The organism is Streptomyces europaeiscabiei (assembly GCF_036346855.1).
GTDB classification, from domain to species: Bacteria; Actinomycetota; Actinomycetes; order Streptomycetales; family Streptomycetaceae; genus Streptomyces; species Streptomyces europaeiscabiei.
The window spans coordinates 10493796-10510218 of record NZ_CP107841.1; the positions used below are offsets into that span (position 1 = coordinate 10493796).

Genomic DNA, 16423 nt, shown 5'->3' on the forward strand with positions numbered 1-16423 from the left:
ACAGGAGCTCACGCGTGAATCCGCACTCGACCGCTTCCGCCCCCGAGTGGACCGAGTTGGACCAGCGGGCCGTGGACACCGCCCGAGTCCTCGCAGTCGACGCCGTACAGAGGGTCGGCAACGGCCATCCGGGTACGGCGATGAGCCTCGCGCCCGCCGCGTACACCCTCTTCCAGAAGGTGATGCGCCACGACCCCGCCGACCCCGACTGGGTCGGGCGCGACCGTTTCGTGCTGTCCGCGGGCCACTCGTCCCTGACTCTCTACACGCAGCTCTACCTGGCCGGTTTCGGTCTGGAGCTGCATGACCTGAAGGCGTTTCGGACGTGGGGTTCGAAGACCCCCGGTCACCCGGAGTACGGGCACACCAAGGCCGTCGAGACGACGACCGGGCCGCTGGGCCAGGGTGTCGCCAACGCGGTGGGCATGGCGATGGCCGCCCGTTACGAGCGCGGTCTGTTCGACCCCGAGACCGCCGTCGGCGAGTCGCCGTTCGATCACCACATCTTCGTGATCGCCGGTGACGGCTGTCTCCAGGAGGGCATCTCCGCCGAGGCGTCCTCGCTGGCCGGTCACCAGAAGCTCGGCAACCTGGTCCTGTTGTGGGACGACAACCACATCTCGATCGAGGGCGACACCGAGACGGCCGTCTCCGAGGACACCGCCAAGCGGTACGAGGCGTACGGCTGGCACGTGCAGCGCGTCGAGCCGAAGGCGAACGGCGACCTCGACCCGGCCGCGCTGTTCGAGGCGATCGAGGCCGCGAAGGCCGTCACCGACAGGCCGTCGTTCATCGCGATGCGCTCGATCATCGCCTGGCCCGCCCCCAACGCGCAGAACACCGAGGCCGCGCACGGCTCGGCACTCGGCGCGGACGAGGTCGCGGCCACCAAGCGGGTTCTCGGCTTCGACCCGGAGAAGAACTTCGAGGTCGCGGGCGAGGTCATCGCGCACACGCGCGCCCTGGGCGAGCGTGGCCGTGAGGCCCGTGCCGTCTGGGAGAAGCAGCTCCAGGAGTGGCGCGACGGCAACGCCGAGCGGGCCGCGGAGTTCGACCGGATCAGCGCGGGCGAGCTGCCCGAGGGCTGGGAGTCGCACCTGCCGGAGTTCGAGACGGGCAAGAGCGTCGCGACGCGTGCCGCGTCCGGCAAGGTCCTGCAGGCGCTCGGCGCGGTCGTCCCCGAACTGTGGGGCGGCTCGGCCGACCTCGCCGGTTCGAACAACACGACGATCGACAAGACGTCGTCCTTCCTCCCGGCGGACAACCCGCTGGCGGAGGCGAACCCCTACGGCCGCACGATCCACTTCGGCATCCGCGAGCACTCCATGGCCGCGGAGATGAACGGCATCGCGCTGCACGGCAACACCCGTATCTTCGGCGGCACGTTCCTGGTGTTCTCCGACTACATGCGCAACGCCGTACGCCTGTCCGCGCTGATGCACCTGCCGGTGACGTACGTCTGGACGCACGACTCCATCGGTCTCGGCGAGGACGGCCCGACCCACCAGCCGGTCGAACACCTGGCCTCCCTGCGGGCGATCCCGGGCCTGAACATCGTCCGCCCGGCCGACGCCAACGAGACGACGATCGCCTGGCGCGAGATCCTCAAGCGCTGGACCAAGGAGTTCGGCAAGGGCGCCCCGCACGGTCTGGCGCTCACCCGCCAGGGCGTGCCGACGTACGAGGCCAACGAGAATGCCGCCAAGGGTGGTTACGTCCTGTTCGACGCCGAGGGCGGCGACGCCCAGGTCGTCCTGATCGCCACCGGGTCCGAGGTGCACGTGGCCGTGGAGGCCCGTGAGCGGCTCCAGGCGCAGGGCGTGCCCACCCGGGTGGTGTCCATGCCGTCCGTGGAGTGGTTCGAGGAGCAGGACCAGGGGTACCGGGACAGCGTTCTGCCGCCGGCCGTCAAGGCGCGGGTCGCGGTCGAGGCCGGTATCGGTCTGACCTGGCACCGGTACGTCGGTGACGCCGGCCGCATCGTTTCGCTGGAGCACTTCGGCGCTTCGGCCGACGGCAAGGTCCTCTTCCAGGAGTTCGGCTTCACTGCCGAGAACGTGGCCGCCAAGGCCCGGGAGTCCATCGCCGCCCTGGACCGCGGCCCCAACCGCAAGCACCACCAGGTAGGGGAAGCGACTTCCATGACAAGCGACGCACTCAAGCACCTTTCAGAGGAAGGCGTCGCGATCTGGCTGGACGACCTCTCCCGCAGACGGATCACCTCCGGCAACCTCGCCGAACTGATCAAGCGCAAGCATGTGGTCGGCGTGACCACCAACCCCACCATCTTCGAGCAGGCGGTCGGCAAGGGGGACGACTACGCGGACCAGATCCGTGAACTGGCGCTGCGTGGGGTGACGGTTTCCGAGGCCGTCCGCATGATCACGACGGCGGACGTCCGCGACGCCGCCGACATCCTGTGCCCGGTCTTCGACGCCACCGGCGGCCGCGACGGCTGGGTTTCCATCGAGGTCGATCCGCGTCTCGCGCACGGTACGGCCGCGACCGTGGCGGAGGCCAAGCAGCTCGCCTGGCTGGTGGACCGCCCCAACACCCTCATCAAGATCCCGGCCACCAAGGCGGGCCTGCCGGCGATCACCGAGGTCATCGGCATGGGCATCAGCGTCAACGTCACACTGATCTTCTCGCTCGCCCGCTACCGCGAGGTCATGGACGCATACCTCGCAGGCCTGGAGAAGGCCAAGGAGCGTGGTCTTGACCTCTCCAGGATCCACTCCGTGGCGTCCTTCTTCGTGTCCCGCGTCGACACCGAGATCGACAAGCGGCTGGACGCGATCGGCACCCCGGAGGCCAAGGAGGCCCGCGGCAAGTCCGCACTGGCCAACGCCCGCCTTGCCTACCAGGCTTACGAGGCGGTGTTCGGCTCTGCCGACGGATCGACACAGCCCTCCGGCGCCTGGACCGCCCTCGACCGGGACCGGGCGAACAAGCAGCGCCCCCTGTGGGCCTCGACGGGGGTCAAGGACCCCTCTTATCCCGACACCCTCTACATCACCGAACTGGTCGCACCGGGCACGGTCAACACCATGCCGGAGGCCACCCTCGATGCCACTGCCGACCACGGCGAGATCACCGGCAACACCATCGCCGGGACGTACGAGCAGGCCCGCGCCGACCTCGATGCCCTCGCCGGGCTGGGCATCTCCTACCGCAATGTCGCCCACGTCCTGGAGGAGCAAGGGCTTCAGAAGTTCCAGCAGTCCTGGGACAGCCTCCTGAACGCCGTACGGCATGCGCGGCCGCCCAAGGCGCCCGCTCTTGGCGACTGAGATGGTCGGCCGGCTCCGAGAGGGGCCGAGGTGGGTGCGTGACGGGCTGGGAGCGGAGGGAACGGAGCATTGTCATTCCCCCGTTCTGTGGAGACCTTCCTATGCAGCCAGTTCCACCGCACTGAGGTACGCATGAAGTGCGGGCGAGATGTGGATCGGTCTCGGTTCCGTGTCGGGCTGCCGTTCGGGACGACCCATCGCCCGACCGCCTGGTGATCGGCGTGGCCGACGACTGGACGAGCGGCGTCCGATGCGTGCGAGGGGGCGCGGCTCCGGTGGCCAGGGTCGCGCCCCCTCGGTCAGGCCTGTGGCAGACCAGGCCGCTTCGCGGAGCTCACCGGTGCGTGCCTGCGCCCAGCAGGTCGGGCAGCGGGTTGACGAGACCACCGCTCGGCGACTGCCGCTGGGCGGAGGGCCCGGCCGGCCAGACCGCGGGGCAGTGGATGCCCTTGCGGGGGGCCTTGAGGGTGATGAGATAGGTGTCGATGGCGTCACGTGCGCACGGGCTCAGCCAGTAGTCGCCGTGGCCGACACCGTCGTATGTGACGAACACGGCCTCGCGGCCGATCTGGCGGGCCGCGTTGGAGCCCCAGGAGTGCGGGGTGGCCACGTCGAAACGGCTGTTGGTCAGCAGGATCGGCGGGGTGCCGTCGACACGGAGCCGGTGCGGCGGGTTGGTCACCTCGGCAGGCCAGTCCTGGCAGCCGGTCAGGTCGGTCCAGGCGAGGGAGCTGAGCCGGGTGACGGGGGCAAGCCGGGCGAGCTTGCGCTCGTAGCGGGCGAGGGTGGCGTACGAGGACACGTCGAAGTCGTAGTCCTGGCACATCACCGGCAGATATCCGAACGGGGTCGGCTCACCACGCTGCCGGAGGGTCCGTCCCGCGGCGGGGTCGGCGGCGTCCGTGTCGGCGAGGAACTGGGCGAAGTCGAACCAGGTGGCCGGGTCGTACATGTAGCCGAAGGCGACGCCCTGGAGATCCTGGGTGGTGACGGTGTAGGGCGGGTCGCCCGGCAGGACCAGCTCACCGGCCTCGGCGCGCCGGTAGAGCGAGTCGAACAGGGCGCGGGCATCACGGTCGTGGAGCACGCAGGACGGCGTACGGGCGCACCAGTCGGCGAACTGGCCGTACGACTCCTCCATCGCGACGGTCTCGGTCTTCTGGTAGTTCCAGTTGTCGAGACTGTGGTCCATGTTCGAGTCGAGCGTCATCGCGCGGACACGGTGCGGATAGCGCTCGGCGTACTGCTGGCCGATCCCGGTCCCGTACGAGACGCCGTAGTAGCTGATCCGCTTCTCGCCGAGGCCGACGCGTATCGCCTCCATGTCGCGGATGACGCTCGCGGTGTCCATGTGGTCGACGAGCGGGCCGGTGAGGTCGTGGCAGTTCTCGCCGAGCGCGCGGTTCGCCTCACGGAGGGCGGCGAAGGACGAGGCGCTGTCCGGATAGAGCAGCGCGCCCTGTGCGGCCACCCGGTCCTCGTCGCACATCACCGGGTTACTGAGGCCGACACCGCGCGGGTCGAAGCCCACGATGTCGAAACGCTCCAGCAGTTCGGGCGAGAAGGACTCGGGGGCGCTGAAAGCGAAGCCGACGCCGGAGCCGCCCGGGCCACCGGGGTTGATCAGCAGCGAGCCGATGCGGTGCTCGGGGTCGGTCGCCAGGTGGCGGGCGAGGGCCAGGTCGATGGTGGCGCCGCGCGGGCGCTTCCAGTCCACGGGAACCTTGACGGTGGCGCACTCGAAAGTGCCCTGGCCCGAGGGTGATTCACATGGCTCCCAGGCTATGCGCCCGGGCGACGGAGTCTTGGCCGAGGGTTTCGTGTCCGAGGGGGCGGCGACGGCGGTGCCGGCGAGCAGTTGGCCGAACAGTGCGGTGACCAGGGCTCCGACGGCCAGTCTCCGGCGCCCTCTCGAACGTGGGGCCAGTGGGGGGTTGAACGGCACGGACGTTCCTCCATGGGGTAGCAGTTCACAGATGGATCACAGCATGTCCCGCAACGTGCTTGCAGGACAAGCAACATGACGCTGGATCAGATGCCAGATGCCAGATGCCAGATGCCAGATGCCAGATACCGGCCGTGCCAGTTGATGCCGCCGTTCGCTGCGATGACCTTCAGCTCGCGGGCGCGTACCGTGCGGAACGGCCCGTCCTGGCCGGCGTTGCAGCCGGGCGGGAGATAGGCGAGGTACCTCTGTTGAGTCGGTCGAACAGCGGCCCAGGACGGAACTCAGCAGTAGCTGACACTGAATCGCAGCAGCTCACAGACGGTGGTCATCACCGCGTTCGCGGCCTTCTCCGCACCGAACCGCTGCTGACCGCCGTCACCCCGCCGGGACGGGAGCGGCTCCTGCACCAGCTGGCGCGTGAACCGGCACCGCACACATCACATGCGTCGGCAGCGCACCATGCGGACGGTCATACCGTCTCCTTGCTTGGGTCGAAGGGTTCTTTGCGGTTGGGCCAGAACCTGCGTACGGCGGGTGCCAGTGCCACGGCGAGGAACAGCACGAGAAGGGTTCCGGAGATCGGGCGTGTGACGAAACCGCCCGGGTCTCCGTCGAACATCAGCAGTGAGCGGCGAAGCGAGGTCTCCAGCAGCGATCCCAGGACGAAGGCCAGCACGAGCGGGCCGGGGTCGAATCCGAGCTTCTTCATCAGGTATCCGATGACGCCGAAGAAGACCACCAAACCGATGTCGAAGATGCTGTTGTTGACGGTGTAGGCACCTATGAGAGTGATGAGCACCGTGATGGGGGCGAGGATGGACGGGCGTATGCGCAGGATGCGCACGAACATCCCGACCAGCGGGATGCTCATGATCAGCAGGAGGATGTTCCCGAGGTACATCGAGTTGACGACGCCCCAGAACAGCTCGGGATGCTCGGTGACAAGCTGTGGGCCCGGGGTGATGCCCTGGATCAGCAGGGCGCCGAAGATGACTGCCATGGTGGCGTTGGCGGGTATGCCCAGGGACAGAAGCGGGATGAACGACGATGTGGCGGCGGCGTTGTTGGCGGTCTCGGGGGCGGCCACCCCTTCGACGGCGCCGTGGCCGAACCGCTCGGGATGACGGGACCGGCGTTTTTCCAGGGCGTAGGCGGCGAGCGAGGCAAGTACCGCTCCGCCTCCGGGGAGGATGCCGAGAAGGAAGCCGAGGACGCCGCCGCGGCCGATGGCGCCGGAGGACTGCCGTAGGTCGGTCCGGCTCGGCCAGACGTTGGCGACGGTGGTCGGTGCGTGCACGACGCGGTGGCGCTCCTCCAGGGTGTAGAGGATCTCGCCGAGGCCGAAGAGGCCCATGGCGATGGGCACGAAGTCCAGGCCGTCGGCCAGCGACAGGCTGTCGAACGTGAAGCGTTCGGTGCTGGTGAATCCGTCGCGGCCCACAGTGGCCAGGAGCAGGCCGATGGTCGCGGCGATGAGGGCCTTGAGCATGCCGCCGCTGGAGACCGTGGCTACGAGCAGGATGCCGAGCAGGGCCAGCAGTGTGTATTCGGGCGGACCGAAGTCGAGTGCGAACTCGGCGACCACGGGTGCGACGAGGGTCAGGGCGATGACCGAAAGGGTTCCTCCGACGAAGGAGCCGATCGCGGCTATGCCCAGAGCCGTGCCTGCCCGGCCTTGACGGGCGAGCGCGTGTCCGTCGAAGACGGTCACCACCGAGGACGCCTCGCCCGGCAGGCGCAGGAGTACGGAGGTGACGGTGCCGCCGTACTGCGCGCCGTAGAAGATGCCCGCCACCATGATGATCGCGGTCACGGGTTCGATGCCCAGGGTGATCGGGAGGAGAATGGCTATGGTCGCGGCCGGTCCCAGACCGGGCAGGACACCCACCAGCATGCCGATGAGTACACCGACCAGGCAGTACAGAAGGTTGACCGGCTCAAGAACGACGGCGAAGCCGTCGAGCACGGGGGATACGTCCAACGGCCCTCCCAGACGTGTGGTGGTATCGGGTCAGAACAGGTGGGGGATGGTCACCTCGAGCGCGCCGACGAACAGCGCGTAGAGGACGATCGTGAGGACGAGGCTGACGGCGATGGAGGTCCGCCAGCTCTCCCGTCCGAGCACGCGGAGCCAGAAAAACGTCAGGAGCGCCGCAGGGATCTCGAAGCCGACGACGCCGACGACCGCCACGAACGCGACCATGCTGCCGACGGCTACGAGAACGAGAAGTCCGGTACGGGTGAACTGCTCGGCGTCGTCCATGCGCCGGGCATTGGCGGCCAGGAGGACACCGAGGACGGTCAGTGCCGCGCTCACGAGGGCAGGCCAGGTGCCAGGGCCGGGCTTGGCGGGGCTCCCGACGCCCAGATTCAGCGCCCCCGTGAGCGCGGTGGCACCGAGAGCCACGACGACGACGGCCGTGACGAGCTGGGTCGCCGGGCCTGCCGCCGGAGGTCGATTCTCGTCGGCGGGTTCACCTGCAGCCGACGGGATCTCCGTGGGCGAGCCCATCAGTCTTCGCTCAGGTCGATCTTGTACTGGCCCGTGAGGTCGCGGTACTTCTTCAGCGCGGCCGTCCACTGGTCGATCACGGTGGGACCGTCCACCTCGTTGGGAGTGAGCAGTCGCTGCGTGTTGAAGTCCTTGTACTCCGCGTCGGCGAACACCTTCTGGAACGCCGTTCGCAGTCGCACGACGACATCCTTGGGGGTGCCCTTGGGGGCGACGATCGCGCGTGACTGCTGGACTGGGACGTCGTAGCCCGCTTCGACGGCTGTCGGGGTGTCCGGCATGTACGAGGGCCGCTTGTCCGCGAACGTCACCAGCGGGGCTATCCTGCCGGCCTTGATCTGGGGTTGGGCCTCGCCGAGTTGGACGGAGGCGACGTCGACCTGGCCGCCCATGACTGCGGTGAGCGTGGGGGCGCCGCCGTCGAACGGCACCGCGGTCGCGTCGACCTTCGCCTGGGAGAACAGCAGTGCCTGACTGAGGTGGCTGCCCGTGCCGACGCCGGTGGTGCCGTACTTGATGGCCTTCTTGGCGTCGACGATGTCCTTGACCGTCTTGAAGCCGGACTCGGCGCTGGCGACGAGGACGTAGTCGTCCTGGGAGAGGCCGGTGACGACCTCGTAGTCGTTGATGTCCACGGCTTCGTCGGCCGGGACAGCCAGCGGGGTTATGTACGCCAGAGAGCCCACGAAGACCATCAGCGTGTAGCCGTCGGCCTTGGCACCGGCGAGCTCTTTCGCGGCGAGGGCGCCGTTGGCGCCAGGCTTGTTGAGCACGGTGACGGTCTGCTTGAGGTCGGAGTCCGCGGGATCGGCGACCGCCCGCGCGGTGAGGTCGGTGCTGCCGCCGGCGTCCTGGCCGACGAGGAGGGTGATCCCGCGGTCCGGGAAGGAGGCGTCGTCCTCGGACTTCTGATCCCCGACGTTTCCGCCGCAGCCGGCCAAAGCGAGCGTAGCGGCGAGTGTGGCTGCAGCCGCGATGCAGCGGCGCACCCGAAGCCTGTTCTGCATGAATTCTCCCCAAGCGCGATGAGTGTGGTGGGGGTGCCGCGGTCCACGCTGTCGCGCAGCTTATGATCACCCTTCATGCCTGTCCAACTCCGTTAGTGCATAGGCTGATACCTTCTTTGCATGGGTTACACCCTGGAGCAACTCCGCGGATTGGTGGCCGTTGCCGAGGAGTTGCACTTCGGCCGGGCGGCCGCGCGACTGCGTATGACCCAGCCACCGCTGAGTCGCCAGATACAGAAGCTCGAGGCCGCCATCGGCGTCCAACTACTCGAACGCGACAACCGTCATGTGGAGCTGACTCCGGCCGGCGAGGCCTTCCTTGTCGAGGCGCGACGCATCCTGGCCATCGCCGAGGCGGCGCCGAACCTGGCGCAGCGCATCCACTCGGGATCGCGCGGTGTGGTTCGTCTTGGCTTCACCGCGGCTTCAACGTTCGGCACGCTCGGCCACCTGCTCAACCGGCTGGAACAGCAGTTGCCGGATGTGCGCATCGAACTCTACGAGATGGTCACCCGCGAGCAGATCGCGGCGCTGGCCAGCGAGGACCTCCATCTGGGCCTCGCGCGCCCGCCGTTCGACTCCGAGCTCTTCGACTCCCGGCTGCTCCACCGGGAGGCCCTGCTGCTCGCCGTGCCCGCGGAGCACAGGCTGGTAGACCTCGACCGCCCCGTGGGCGCCGAGGACCTCACCGGGGAGCCGTTGATCTTCCACTCGCAGCAAAAGGCCCGGTACTTCTACGACCTGATGGTGAGCATGGTCCCGCTGGCACAGGAACGCGTGGTGCACAGCGTAAGCCAAGTGCTCACGATGCTGTGGCTGGTGTCTGCCAACCGCGGTGTCGCCTTCGTCCCTGCCTCCGCAATGTTGCTCCGCATCCCCAACGTTGCGTTCGTACCACTGGCTACGCATATCCCCGAACCCGTGGAACTGCATCTGCTGTGGCCCCGACACTCGCGCAATCCCGCACTCGCCCGCGCACTGATCGCCCTGGAGGACATCAGCCCCTAGTACTCCCGTCGCGGTTCTCCGTTTTCCCTGTTCGGAGGCCTTGTTTGGAATCTACTTGACTGACGCTCCACCAGGTCGGTGGTGGTTCGTGACTCGCCCGATCGGGGTGCGTGCGGCGTTGGTAGTGGTCGTGGCGGGCTATGGCTTGGTGGCGTCCGCGCCAGTGGGGCCAGTGGAGCCGGTGCGAGGTATGCCGGAGCCGGTCCGCCGGGGGACGGGCAAGATCCAGGAGCCGTCCCACTCCTGTCATGGTGAGGGGAACGAGGCTGCTCGGACCGATTCTTCGGCCCTCTTTTTCGAGGGCGTGGGCGGTCATCGCCGTCAGGAATGCGTGGGCGAGCATGGCCAGGTTGATGTGCCGGTACCAGCCCACGTAGCGGCGGACCTCGTACTGGTCCGGGATGGCACTCGTTCTCACTTCTGGTTCCCTTTCACGATCAGGATGTAGTGCACGCCCAGGCCGAGCAGATAATCGGCGTGCTCGCGCTGGGTGTGCATCGAGGGCACACGTTCTCCAGGTCGGTCACTGCTACTTCCGTGCTCCAGGCGGCTGTCGGAACGACCCCGGCCTGGGCGGTGCCGGGGATTTCCCAGGTGGGTGGAGCGCCATCCGGTTCGTACCAGGCGAAGAGGAAGCCGTTGCGCTCGCTGATGGAGTGGTGCTGCAGGCGGGCGCGCGGGGGCGGACCGTCGGGCGTGCCGACGCACGTGCCATCGGGGGCGAAGGCGAAACGATGGAAGGGGCATACCAGGTTCTGGCCCTCCACGGCGCCGCCCGCCCCCAGATGAGCGCCCAGGTGAGGACAGTAGGGATGCACCGCGCGGGGCCGGCCGTCGCGCGTGCGGTAGAGGACGATGTCCTCGTCCATGAGGCGGCGGGTCAGGACATGACCGGGGGCCAGTTCTCGTGAACGAGCCAGGCAGAACCAGCCACTGGGGTAGGGCAGGTGCCGCCCCGGCTCGTGGCCATCGGCGTGGGGACCACGAGAGCTGGGCAGTTCGTCCCTCATCGTCATGGTCGGCAGCCAAACACAGGGGAACACACTGCATTCAGCCCACCTAGCAAGATCACCCTTATGAGGTAACTGCCAGTCATATCGCCACAGACGGTGCGGGGTAGCCCTACGATCGGTCGCTCTGAGTAGGCGACGGGGGGCGGCTCGGCAGCAGCGCCGGGATGCTCACGAGGCAGACAAGGGGCGGGCGCTGGTGGCCGACGACAGGATCGACAACCATCATCATGAAGCGGAAGTCCTCGTCATCGGGGCTGGCCTCTCCGGCGTGGCCGCCGTGATCGCGCTGCGCCGAGCCGGTTTCGATGACGTCGTCGTGCTGGAGAAGTCCCGTCGCCTCGGCGGCACTTGGCGCGACAACACCTACCCCGGATGCGGCTGCGACGTACCGTCGGTGCTGTACGAATACTCCTTCGCACCCCACGCGTGGAGCCGGGGCTTCGCCGACCGGTCCGAGATTCTCGAGTACCTCGACACCACTGCGGCAACGCACGGCGTGCACAAAGCGATCCGCTACGGCACCGAGGTGTTGAGCAGCCGCTGGGAGCCGGAAGCACACCGCTGGCACCTGCAGACCACGTCGGGCACATATACCGCCCGCGTTGTGATCGTTGCCACCGGCCCTTGGCATCGGCCCCGCTATCCCGACATCGCCGGCCTCGACACTTTCCCCGGCGCCGTCTTCCACTCCGCCCGCTGGAATCACGAAGTCGACCTGACCGGACGGCGCGTGGCAGTGGTGGGCACTGGAGCGTCAACCGTGCAGTTTCTGCCCGAAATTCAGCCGAAGACGGCTCATGTCGACGTCTTCCAGAGCACGCCGCAGTGGGTGCTTCCGAAACCTGACTACCCTCTCTCTCCCGGGCTCCACCGCTTCCTCGATCACCACCCGGCAGCACGCCGCGCACTGCGCGGCCTGCACCACTTGACTCAGGAAACCATCGGCGTGCCCCTGCGTCACCCTCACCTGTTGAGGCCCTTGGAGGCCCTGGCCCGCTTCCACCTGCGTACCTCGGTACGGGACCGCGCCCTGCGCCGGGCCCTCACTCCTGACTATCGCCTCGGCGGCCGCCGCCTGATCACCTCCGGCAGCTACTACGCTGCCCTCACCCGGGCCAATGTGCGGCTGCATCCCACCCGGGTGACTGCTGTGGAGGGCACCTACGTCGTCGGCGCCGACGGCACCCGCACCCGAGCCGACATCATCGTCCTCGCGACCGGATACCACGTCGGCGACATCCCGCTGGCCCCTCATCTGCACGGCACGGAGGGCACGTTGGCCCAGTCCTGGGCCGACAGCCGCCGTGCCTACCTGGGCACGAGCGTCAGCGGACACCCCAACCTCTTCCTGCTCATCGGCCCGAACCTGCTCACCGGCACCACCGCCGTCCCTACCGTCCTCGAAGCCCAGCTCCGCTACATCACCGCCGCCCTCGAGCACCTGCGCGTCAGCGGGTCGTCTGCTCTGGATGTCACGCCCGAGGCCGAAGCAGCCCACCAGCGGTCTCTGCACGAGGCGCTGCGCGACACCGTCTACAACGCCGCCGGCAGCACCGGCTACTACTTCGGCCTCCCGGGCATCAACACCTTTTGCTGGCCATGGTCGACCGCCAGGCTCGTCAAGCGCCTGCACACCTTCGACCCGGAGGTCTACAGCTGGTCGCTGCCGCTGCCGCTGCAGACCCGGGTCGGCGCCGAGTGGGAAGGTCTGCCCGCCCGGCCCTCGGACCGGCTCCGGTAGGTCACGGTCAACTGATGTCAGACGGCTGTCCGGAGCAGTGCGCAGGAGTGCGCCGCCGGACACACGACGCCCGGTCCATCCCGGTCGGCGAATTCGCCGACCGAATTACCGAGTTGCCGAGGAGACTGAACCGTCCGCGACCGGTGATAGCTCCGGACCGTCCCTTGTTGAGCGGAGTCGAGTCGCTTGGTTTCACGCCAGGTCGAGGAGACGGTCGGCTCGGCCGCCCTCGGTGAGACGTTCGCGGAAATCGGCCAGCACGCAGTGATGGAAGCCGGGATCGTCCAGCTCCATGGCCAGCGCGTACTTGAAATCGATGCGGCAGCGAACCGCCCAGGCCGCCTGCCGGTCCGACAGACCGAGCAGGAACTGCAGCACACAGACGGTGGCCAGCTGGGCGGGCGAGAGCCCCGGGCGGCGCTGACCGGGGTGACGGCAGGGCCTGGCCTCGGGCGTGAGGTGGCCGCCGGCTGCAGGGCGTCCGGGCCTACTCGGCGCCATCGGCTTCCTCGGCGAGGGTCTGGAACGGGAGGTCTTCCTGCGTGACGCGAGTGCAACTGGCAAACGAGAGGCAGGAGTTCACTGATCCCTCTAGGGAGTCTGTGTGCCAGGAGTCGTACTGGCAGGCCTCGCGGTCCCCCGGTAGGGTCCTGGCCCGACAACGATGATCAGTAGTGGCATGACGGCACACCGTCACATTCTCTCGGTGGTCGGCGTCCTGGGCTGACCGTGGGGAGCGTGTGATGACGTTCGGTGAGATGTTGCGGGATTTGCGCCGGGCTTCGGGGCTGACGCAGGAAGGGCTCGCCGAGGCCGCCGGGCTGACGGCCAGGTCGATCAGGGATCTGGAGCGGGGCCGTCGGCAGCGGCCGCAGCGGCGCACGGCCGAGCTGCTGGTGTCGGCGCTGGGGCTGGCCGACGCCGACGCTGCGGCGCTGCTCGCCGCCGGGCGTACTGGTCGGCAGGGCGGTCCCTTGGCCGATGACGGTGTGACGGGATCAGGTCTGCTCGATCGCCGCGGTCAGCTGGCGGTACTGGAGCGCGCTGCCGGTGAGGCCCGGGCCGGCCGGGGTGGAGTGGTGCTGGTGCGGGCGGGTGCGGGGATGGGGAAGACCACCCTGGTGAACGCCTGGGCGGCGGCCGAGCGGTCGCGGGGGATCAGGGTGGTGCGGGGCAGCGGGGGAGAACTGGAGCAGGACTTCGCCTTCGCCGTACTGCGGCAGCTGGTCGAGCCGCTGCTGGCCCGCGCCGGGCATGCCGGGCGGCAGCGGCTGTTGTCGGGCCCGGCGGAGCCGGCGTCGCACGCCCTGCGGGTGGCCGGCGACGGCGACAGCGGAGGACTGTCGCCCGAGGCGGCACTGGGCCTGTTGCACAGCCTGTACTGGCTGATGGTGCATGTCACGGACGACGGGCCGCTCGCTCTGGTGGTCGACGACGTGCACTGGGCGGACGGCCCGTCCATACGGTGGCTGGAGTACCTGACGAGGCGACTGCGCGGTCTGCCGTTGCTGCTGGTGCTGGCGGCACGGCCTGGCAGCGGGACCCAGGCCGAGCCGCTGCTGGAAAGGATCGCCGCCCAGCCGGACTGCCTGCAGGTCGGGCTGCCGGCTCTGGGCGCCGACAGCGTGGCCCGGCTGGTGCGGGCGAGTCTGGGCCAGGACGCCGAACCGCGGTTCACCGCCGCCTGCGCCGAGGCGACCCAGGGCAACCCCCTGCTGCTGCGCGAGTTACTGCGGACCCTGGCCGACAACGGGGTCGGGCCCGCCGGTGACCAGGCGCATCTGGTCGAGGAGTTCCGCGGCCGGATCCTGGCGGACACCGTGGTCAAGCGGCTGATGGGCCAGCCGGAGCCGACCCGGCGTCTGGTCGAGGCCCTGGCGGTGCTGGGGGACGGGGCCGACTGGCATCTCGCTGCCGAACTGGCGGAGTTGGGCGAGGCGCAGGCCCGGGAGCACCGCAGCAGGTTGCAGCGGATCGGTGTGCTGGCCTCTGGCGAGGCGGCGCGATTCGACCACCCCCTGGTCCGCGCCGCGATCGCCGAGACCGTCGTCGGACCGGTGCGGCTGGCCGCCGGACACGCGCGGGCGGCCGAACTGCTGCGACGCGAGGGGGCGGCCGGCGATCGGGTGGCCGCCCACCTGCTGCTGGCTGAACCCAGCGGTGAGGCCTGGCGCGTCGACGCCCTGCGGCAAGCGGCACGGGCCACACGCGGCCGAGGTGCCCCGGAGATCACCGCAGCCTATCTGCGCCGGGCCCTGCGGGAGCCGATGACGGGCAAAGAACGCGGCCCGCTGCTGCTGGAGCTGGGCGGCGACGAGTTACAGCTCGATATCGGCGCCGCGCGGCATCATCTGACGCAGGCCTCGGCCGCGTTGACGGACCCGTACTCCCGTGCCCAGGCGGCCTACCTGCTCGCCAACGCGCTGTTCCTCGGGCATGAGCACGCGGACGCAGTCGAAGTGCTCGCCCGCGCCGTGGAGGATCTGCGGCAAGCCGACGACGGCACCGGGACGGCCCGTGAAGTGTCCTGGTTTCTCCAGGCCCAGATGCTCCTGATCGGTTATGACCAGCTGTCCACTCTCCCCGCGGCCCGGCACCTCGCAAGCCGGCTGTGGGGTCACAAACTGGCCGGTGACACTCCGGGTGAGTGCGCGGTCCTGGCCGCGCTCGCCGCCTCGGCCGTCACCGGGGATGCCAGCGCCGCGGTCACCAACAGCCTTCTCGACCGGGCCCTGCGCGGCGGGTTGGCGGCCATGGACCAGTCGCAGATGCTCGTGAGCCTGGCCGGGATGGCCTTCCTGGCCACCGACCGTCTCGACGACGCAGCCGCGCGGTTCGACCAGATCGCCGACATCGGTGCGCGGTGGGGCATGTTCCTCATGGTGTCGACGGCGACGGTATGGCAGCTCACGGTCCATGCGCGCCGGGGCCGACAGCAGGCCCTCACCGCGGATTTCGGTCATCCCGCCACCACGAACGGCCAGGACCTGGAGCATCGGGCCCAGCTGGCGCTGATGGCCCTGGTGGGCGAATCGCTGATCGAGCGGGGCGACCCGGCCTCGGCCGCACGGCTGCTGGTACCGGACGCCGACACCGACCGGGCCGGCTGGGTGTGGCAGGGACCGATGCTCCTCGCACGCAGCCGGGCGTACGCCGCGATGGGCAACCGGGCCGCCGCCCTCACGGTCCTGCTGGAGTACGGTGCACAGGAGAAGCGGACGCGGGTCACGAACCTGGCCGTGGCGCCCTGGCGGTCGCGGGCAGCCCTGCTGCATCTGGCGCTCGGGCAACGGACCGACGCGCTCCAACTGGCCACCGAGGAAGTGGAGTTGGCTCACCGCTGGGGCACCGGGCGGGTGATCGGCGTGGCGTCGCGCTGCCTGGGTGTCGTCATGGGCGGCCCCGAGGGAGAGGCCCTTCTGCACGAGGCCGTCGCTGTTCTTGAGGGGGCCCCGGCTTGCCTGGAGCTGGCCCGGGCCCGGTACGAGTTGGGCGTCGCGCTGTCACGCAGAGGCGAGGCCGACCAGGGCTGCCGGCTTCTCACCCAGGCGCTGGACCTCGCAGAGACCTGCGGCAGTCTCCTCCTGGCCGGCCGGATACGCCGGGCGCTGACCGAGCTGGGGGTGCGCCCGAAGGCCCCGTCGGCGGTGGCTCCGAGCCTGTCGCCGACCGAGCACCGGGTGGCGGAACTGATCGGCGCCGGTCACAGTGACCGCCAGGTGGCCCAGGCCCTGCTGCTGACTCCGCGGGACGTGACCGGCCTGGTGGAGCGGGTGGGCCGCAAGCTGAAGGTGACCAACAGGGCGGAACTGGTGGGCCTGGCCGGAGCCGGCCACGTCCGGTAGGTGCCGCGGTTCGCGACGATCCCGTCGAGGGCGGCATCGGACAGCAGGCTCCGACATGC

At 69.1% G+C, this 16423-nt stretch carries 10 protein-coding genes and 1 pseudogene; 4 read left to right on the plus strand and 7 right to left on the minus strand.

The genetic code is table 11. The annotated features are described in order from the left end of the window. Positions 1 to 14: 14 nt before the first annotated feature. A complete protein-coding gene (gene tkt, locus OG858_RS45640; protein WP_328543770.1) occupies positions 15 to 3290 on the plus strand; it encodes a transketolase in 3276 nt (1091 codons plus the stop codon). A gap of 334 nt (positions 3291 to 3624) precedes the next feature. Here the strand turns inward: tkt and OG858_RS45645 are convergent, their stop codons facing one another. From OG858_RS45645 to OG858_RS45665, 5 genes are all read right to left on the minus strand, one after another. Then, positions 3625 to 5235, minus strand: a complete 1611-nt coding sequence (locus OG858_RS45645; RefSeq protein ID WP_319320157.1) for an alpha/beta hydrolase — start codon at positions 5233 to 5235, stop codon at positions 3625 to 3627. Positions 5236 to 5519: 284 nt separating this feature from the next. Further along, positions 5520 to 5645, minus strand: coding sequence for a hypothetical protein (locus OG858_RS45650; RefSeq protein WP_319269700.1), 126 nt, complete (start codon positions 5643 to 5645; stop codon positions 5520 to 5522). 62 nt (positions 5646 to 5707) lie between these two features. Further along, a complete protein-coding gene (locus OG858_RS45655; protein WP_086746596.1) occupies positions 5708 to 7219 on the minus strand; it encodes a tripartite tricarboxylate transporter permease in 1512 nt (503 codons plus the stop codon). A 30-nt stretch (positions 7220 to 7249) separates the two neighbouring features. Further along, entirely contained in the window at positions 7250 to 7750 is a 501-nt protein-coding gene (locus tag OG858_RS45660; protein WP_327725926.1) for a tripartite tricarboxylate transporter TctB family protein, read from the minus strand. Next, positions 7750 to 8757: a tripartite tricarboxylate transporter substrate binding protein gene (locus OG858_RS45665; protein WP_319320159.1), complete on the minus strand. Its 1008-nt coding sequence runs from the start codon at positions 8755 to 8757 to the stop codon at positions 7750 to 7752. Before OG858_RS45665 ends, OG858_RS45660 begins: the two co-directional genes overlap by 1 nt. 120 nt (positions 8758 to 8877) lie before the next feature. On the opposite strand from OG858_RS45665, the gene OG858_RS45670 reads away from it, so the two are divergent. After that, positions 8878 to 9765, plus strand: a complete 888-nt coding sequence (locus OG858_RS45670) for a LysR family transcriptional regulator (RefSeq protein WP_319320162.1) — start codon at positions 8878 to 8880, stop codon at positions 9763 to 9765. 437 nt (positions 9766 to 10202) lie between these two features. On the opposite strand, the gene OG858_RS45675 is transcribed toward OG858_RS45670, so the two are convergent. Further along, the gene (locus OG858_RS45675; RefSeq protein ID WP_330346581.1) at positions 10203 to 10781 is read right to left on the minus strand and encodes a Rieske (2Fe-2S) protein; all 579 of its coding nucleotides are present in this window, start codon (positions 10779 to 10781) and stop codon (positions 10203 to 10205) included. Between the two features lie 193 nt (positions 10782 to 10974). Here OG858_RS45675 and OG858_RS45680 point away from each other — a divergent pair, with 193 nt between their 5' ends. Beyond that, positions 10975 to 12519 (plus strand): flavin-containing monooxygenase, encoded by a 1545-nt coding sequence (locus OG858_RS45680; protein WP_327745689.1) that lies wholly within the window; start codon positions 10975 to 10977, stop codon positions 12517 to 12519. Positions 12520 to 12753: 234 nt separating this feature from the next. On the opposite strand, the pseudogene OG858_RS45685 reads toward OG858_RS45680, so the two are convergent. Next, a pseudogene (locus tag OG858_RS45685) lies at positions 12754 to 12951 on the minus strand (transposase); the annotation flags it as partial. Positions 12952 to 13262: 311 nt separating this feature from the next. Between OG858_RS45685 and OG858_RS45690 the strand changes: the two are divergent. Beyond that, the gene (locus tag OG858_RS45690; RefSeq protein WP_327725929.1) at positions 13263 to 16364 is read left to right on the plus strand and encodes an ATP-binding protein; all 3102 of its coding nucleotides are present in this window, start codon (positions 13263 to 13265) and stop codon (positions 16362 to 16364) included. Positions 16365 to 16423: the final 59 nt, after the last annotated feature.

Excerpts from the sequence above, each read along its gene's own strand:
- OG858_RS45665 (WP_319320159.1), bottom strand. The coding sequence starts at position 8,757 with ATGCAGAACAGGCTTCGGGTGCGCCGCTGCATCGCGGCTGCAGCCACA.
- OG858_RS45675 (WP_330346581.1), bottom strand. The coding sequence starts at position 10,781 with ATGACGATGAGGGACGAACTGCCCAGCTCTCGTGGTCCCCACGCCGAT.
- OG858_RS45660 (WP_327725926.1), bottom strand. The coding sequence starts at position 7,750 with ATGGGCTCGCCCACGGAGATCCCGTCGGCTGCAGGTGAACCCGCCGAC.
- OG858_RS45690 (WP_327725929.1), top strand. The coding sequence starts at position 13,263 with ATGACGTTCGGTGAGATGTTGCGGGATTTGCGCCGGGCTTCGGGGCTG.
- OG858_RS45670 (WP_319320162.1), top strand. The coding sequence starts at position 8,878 with ATGGGTTACACCCTGGAGCAACTCCGCGGATTGGTGGCCGTTGCCGAG.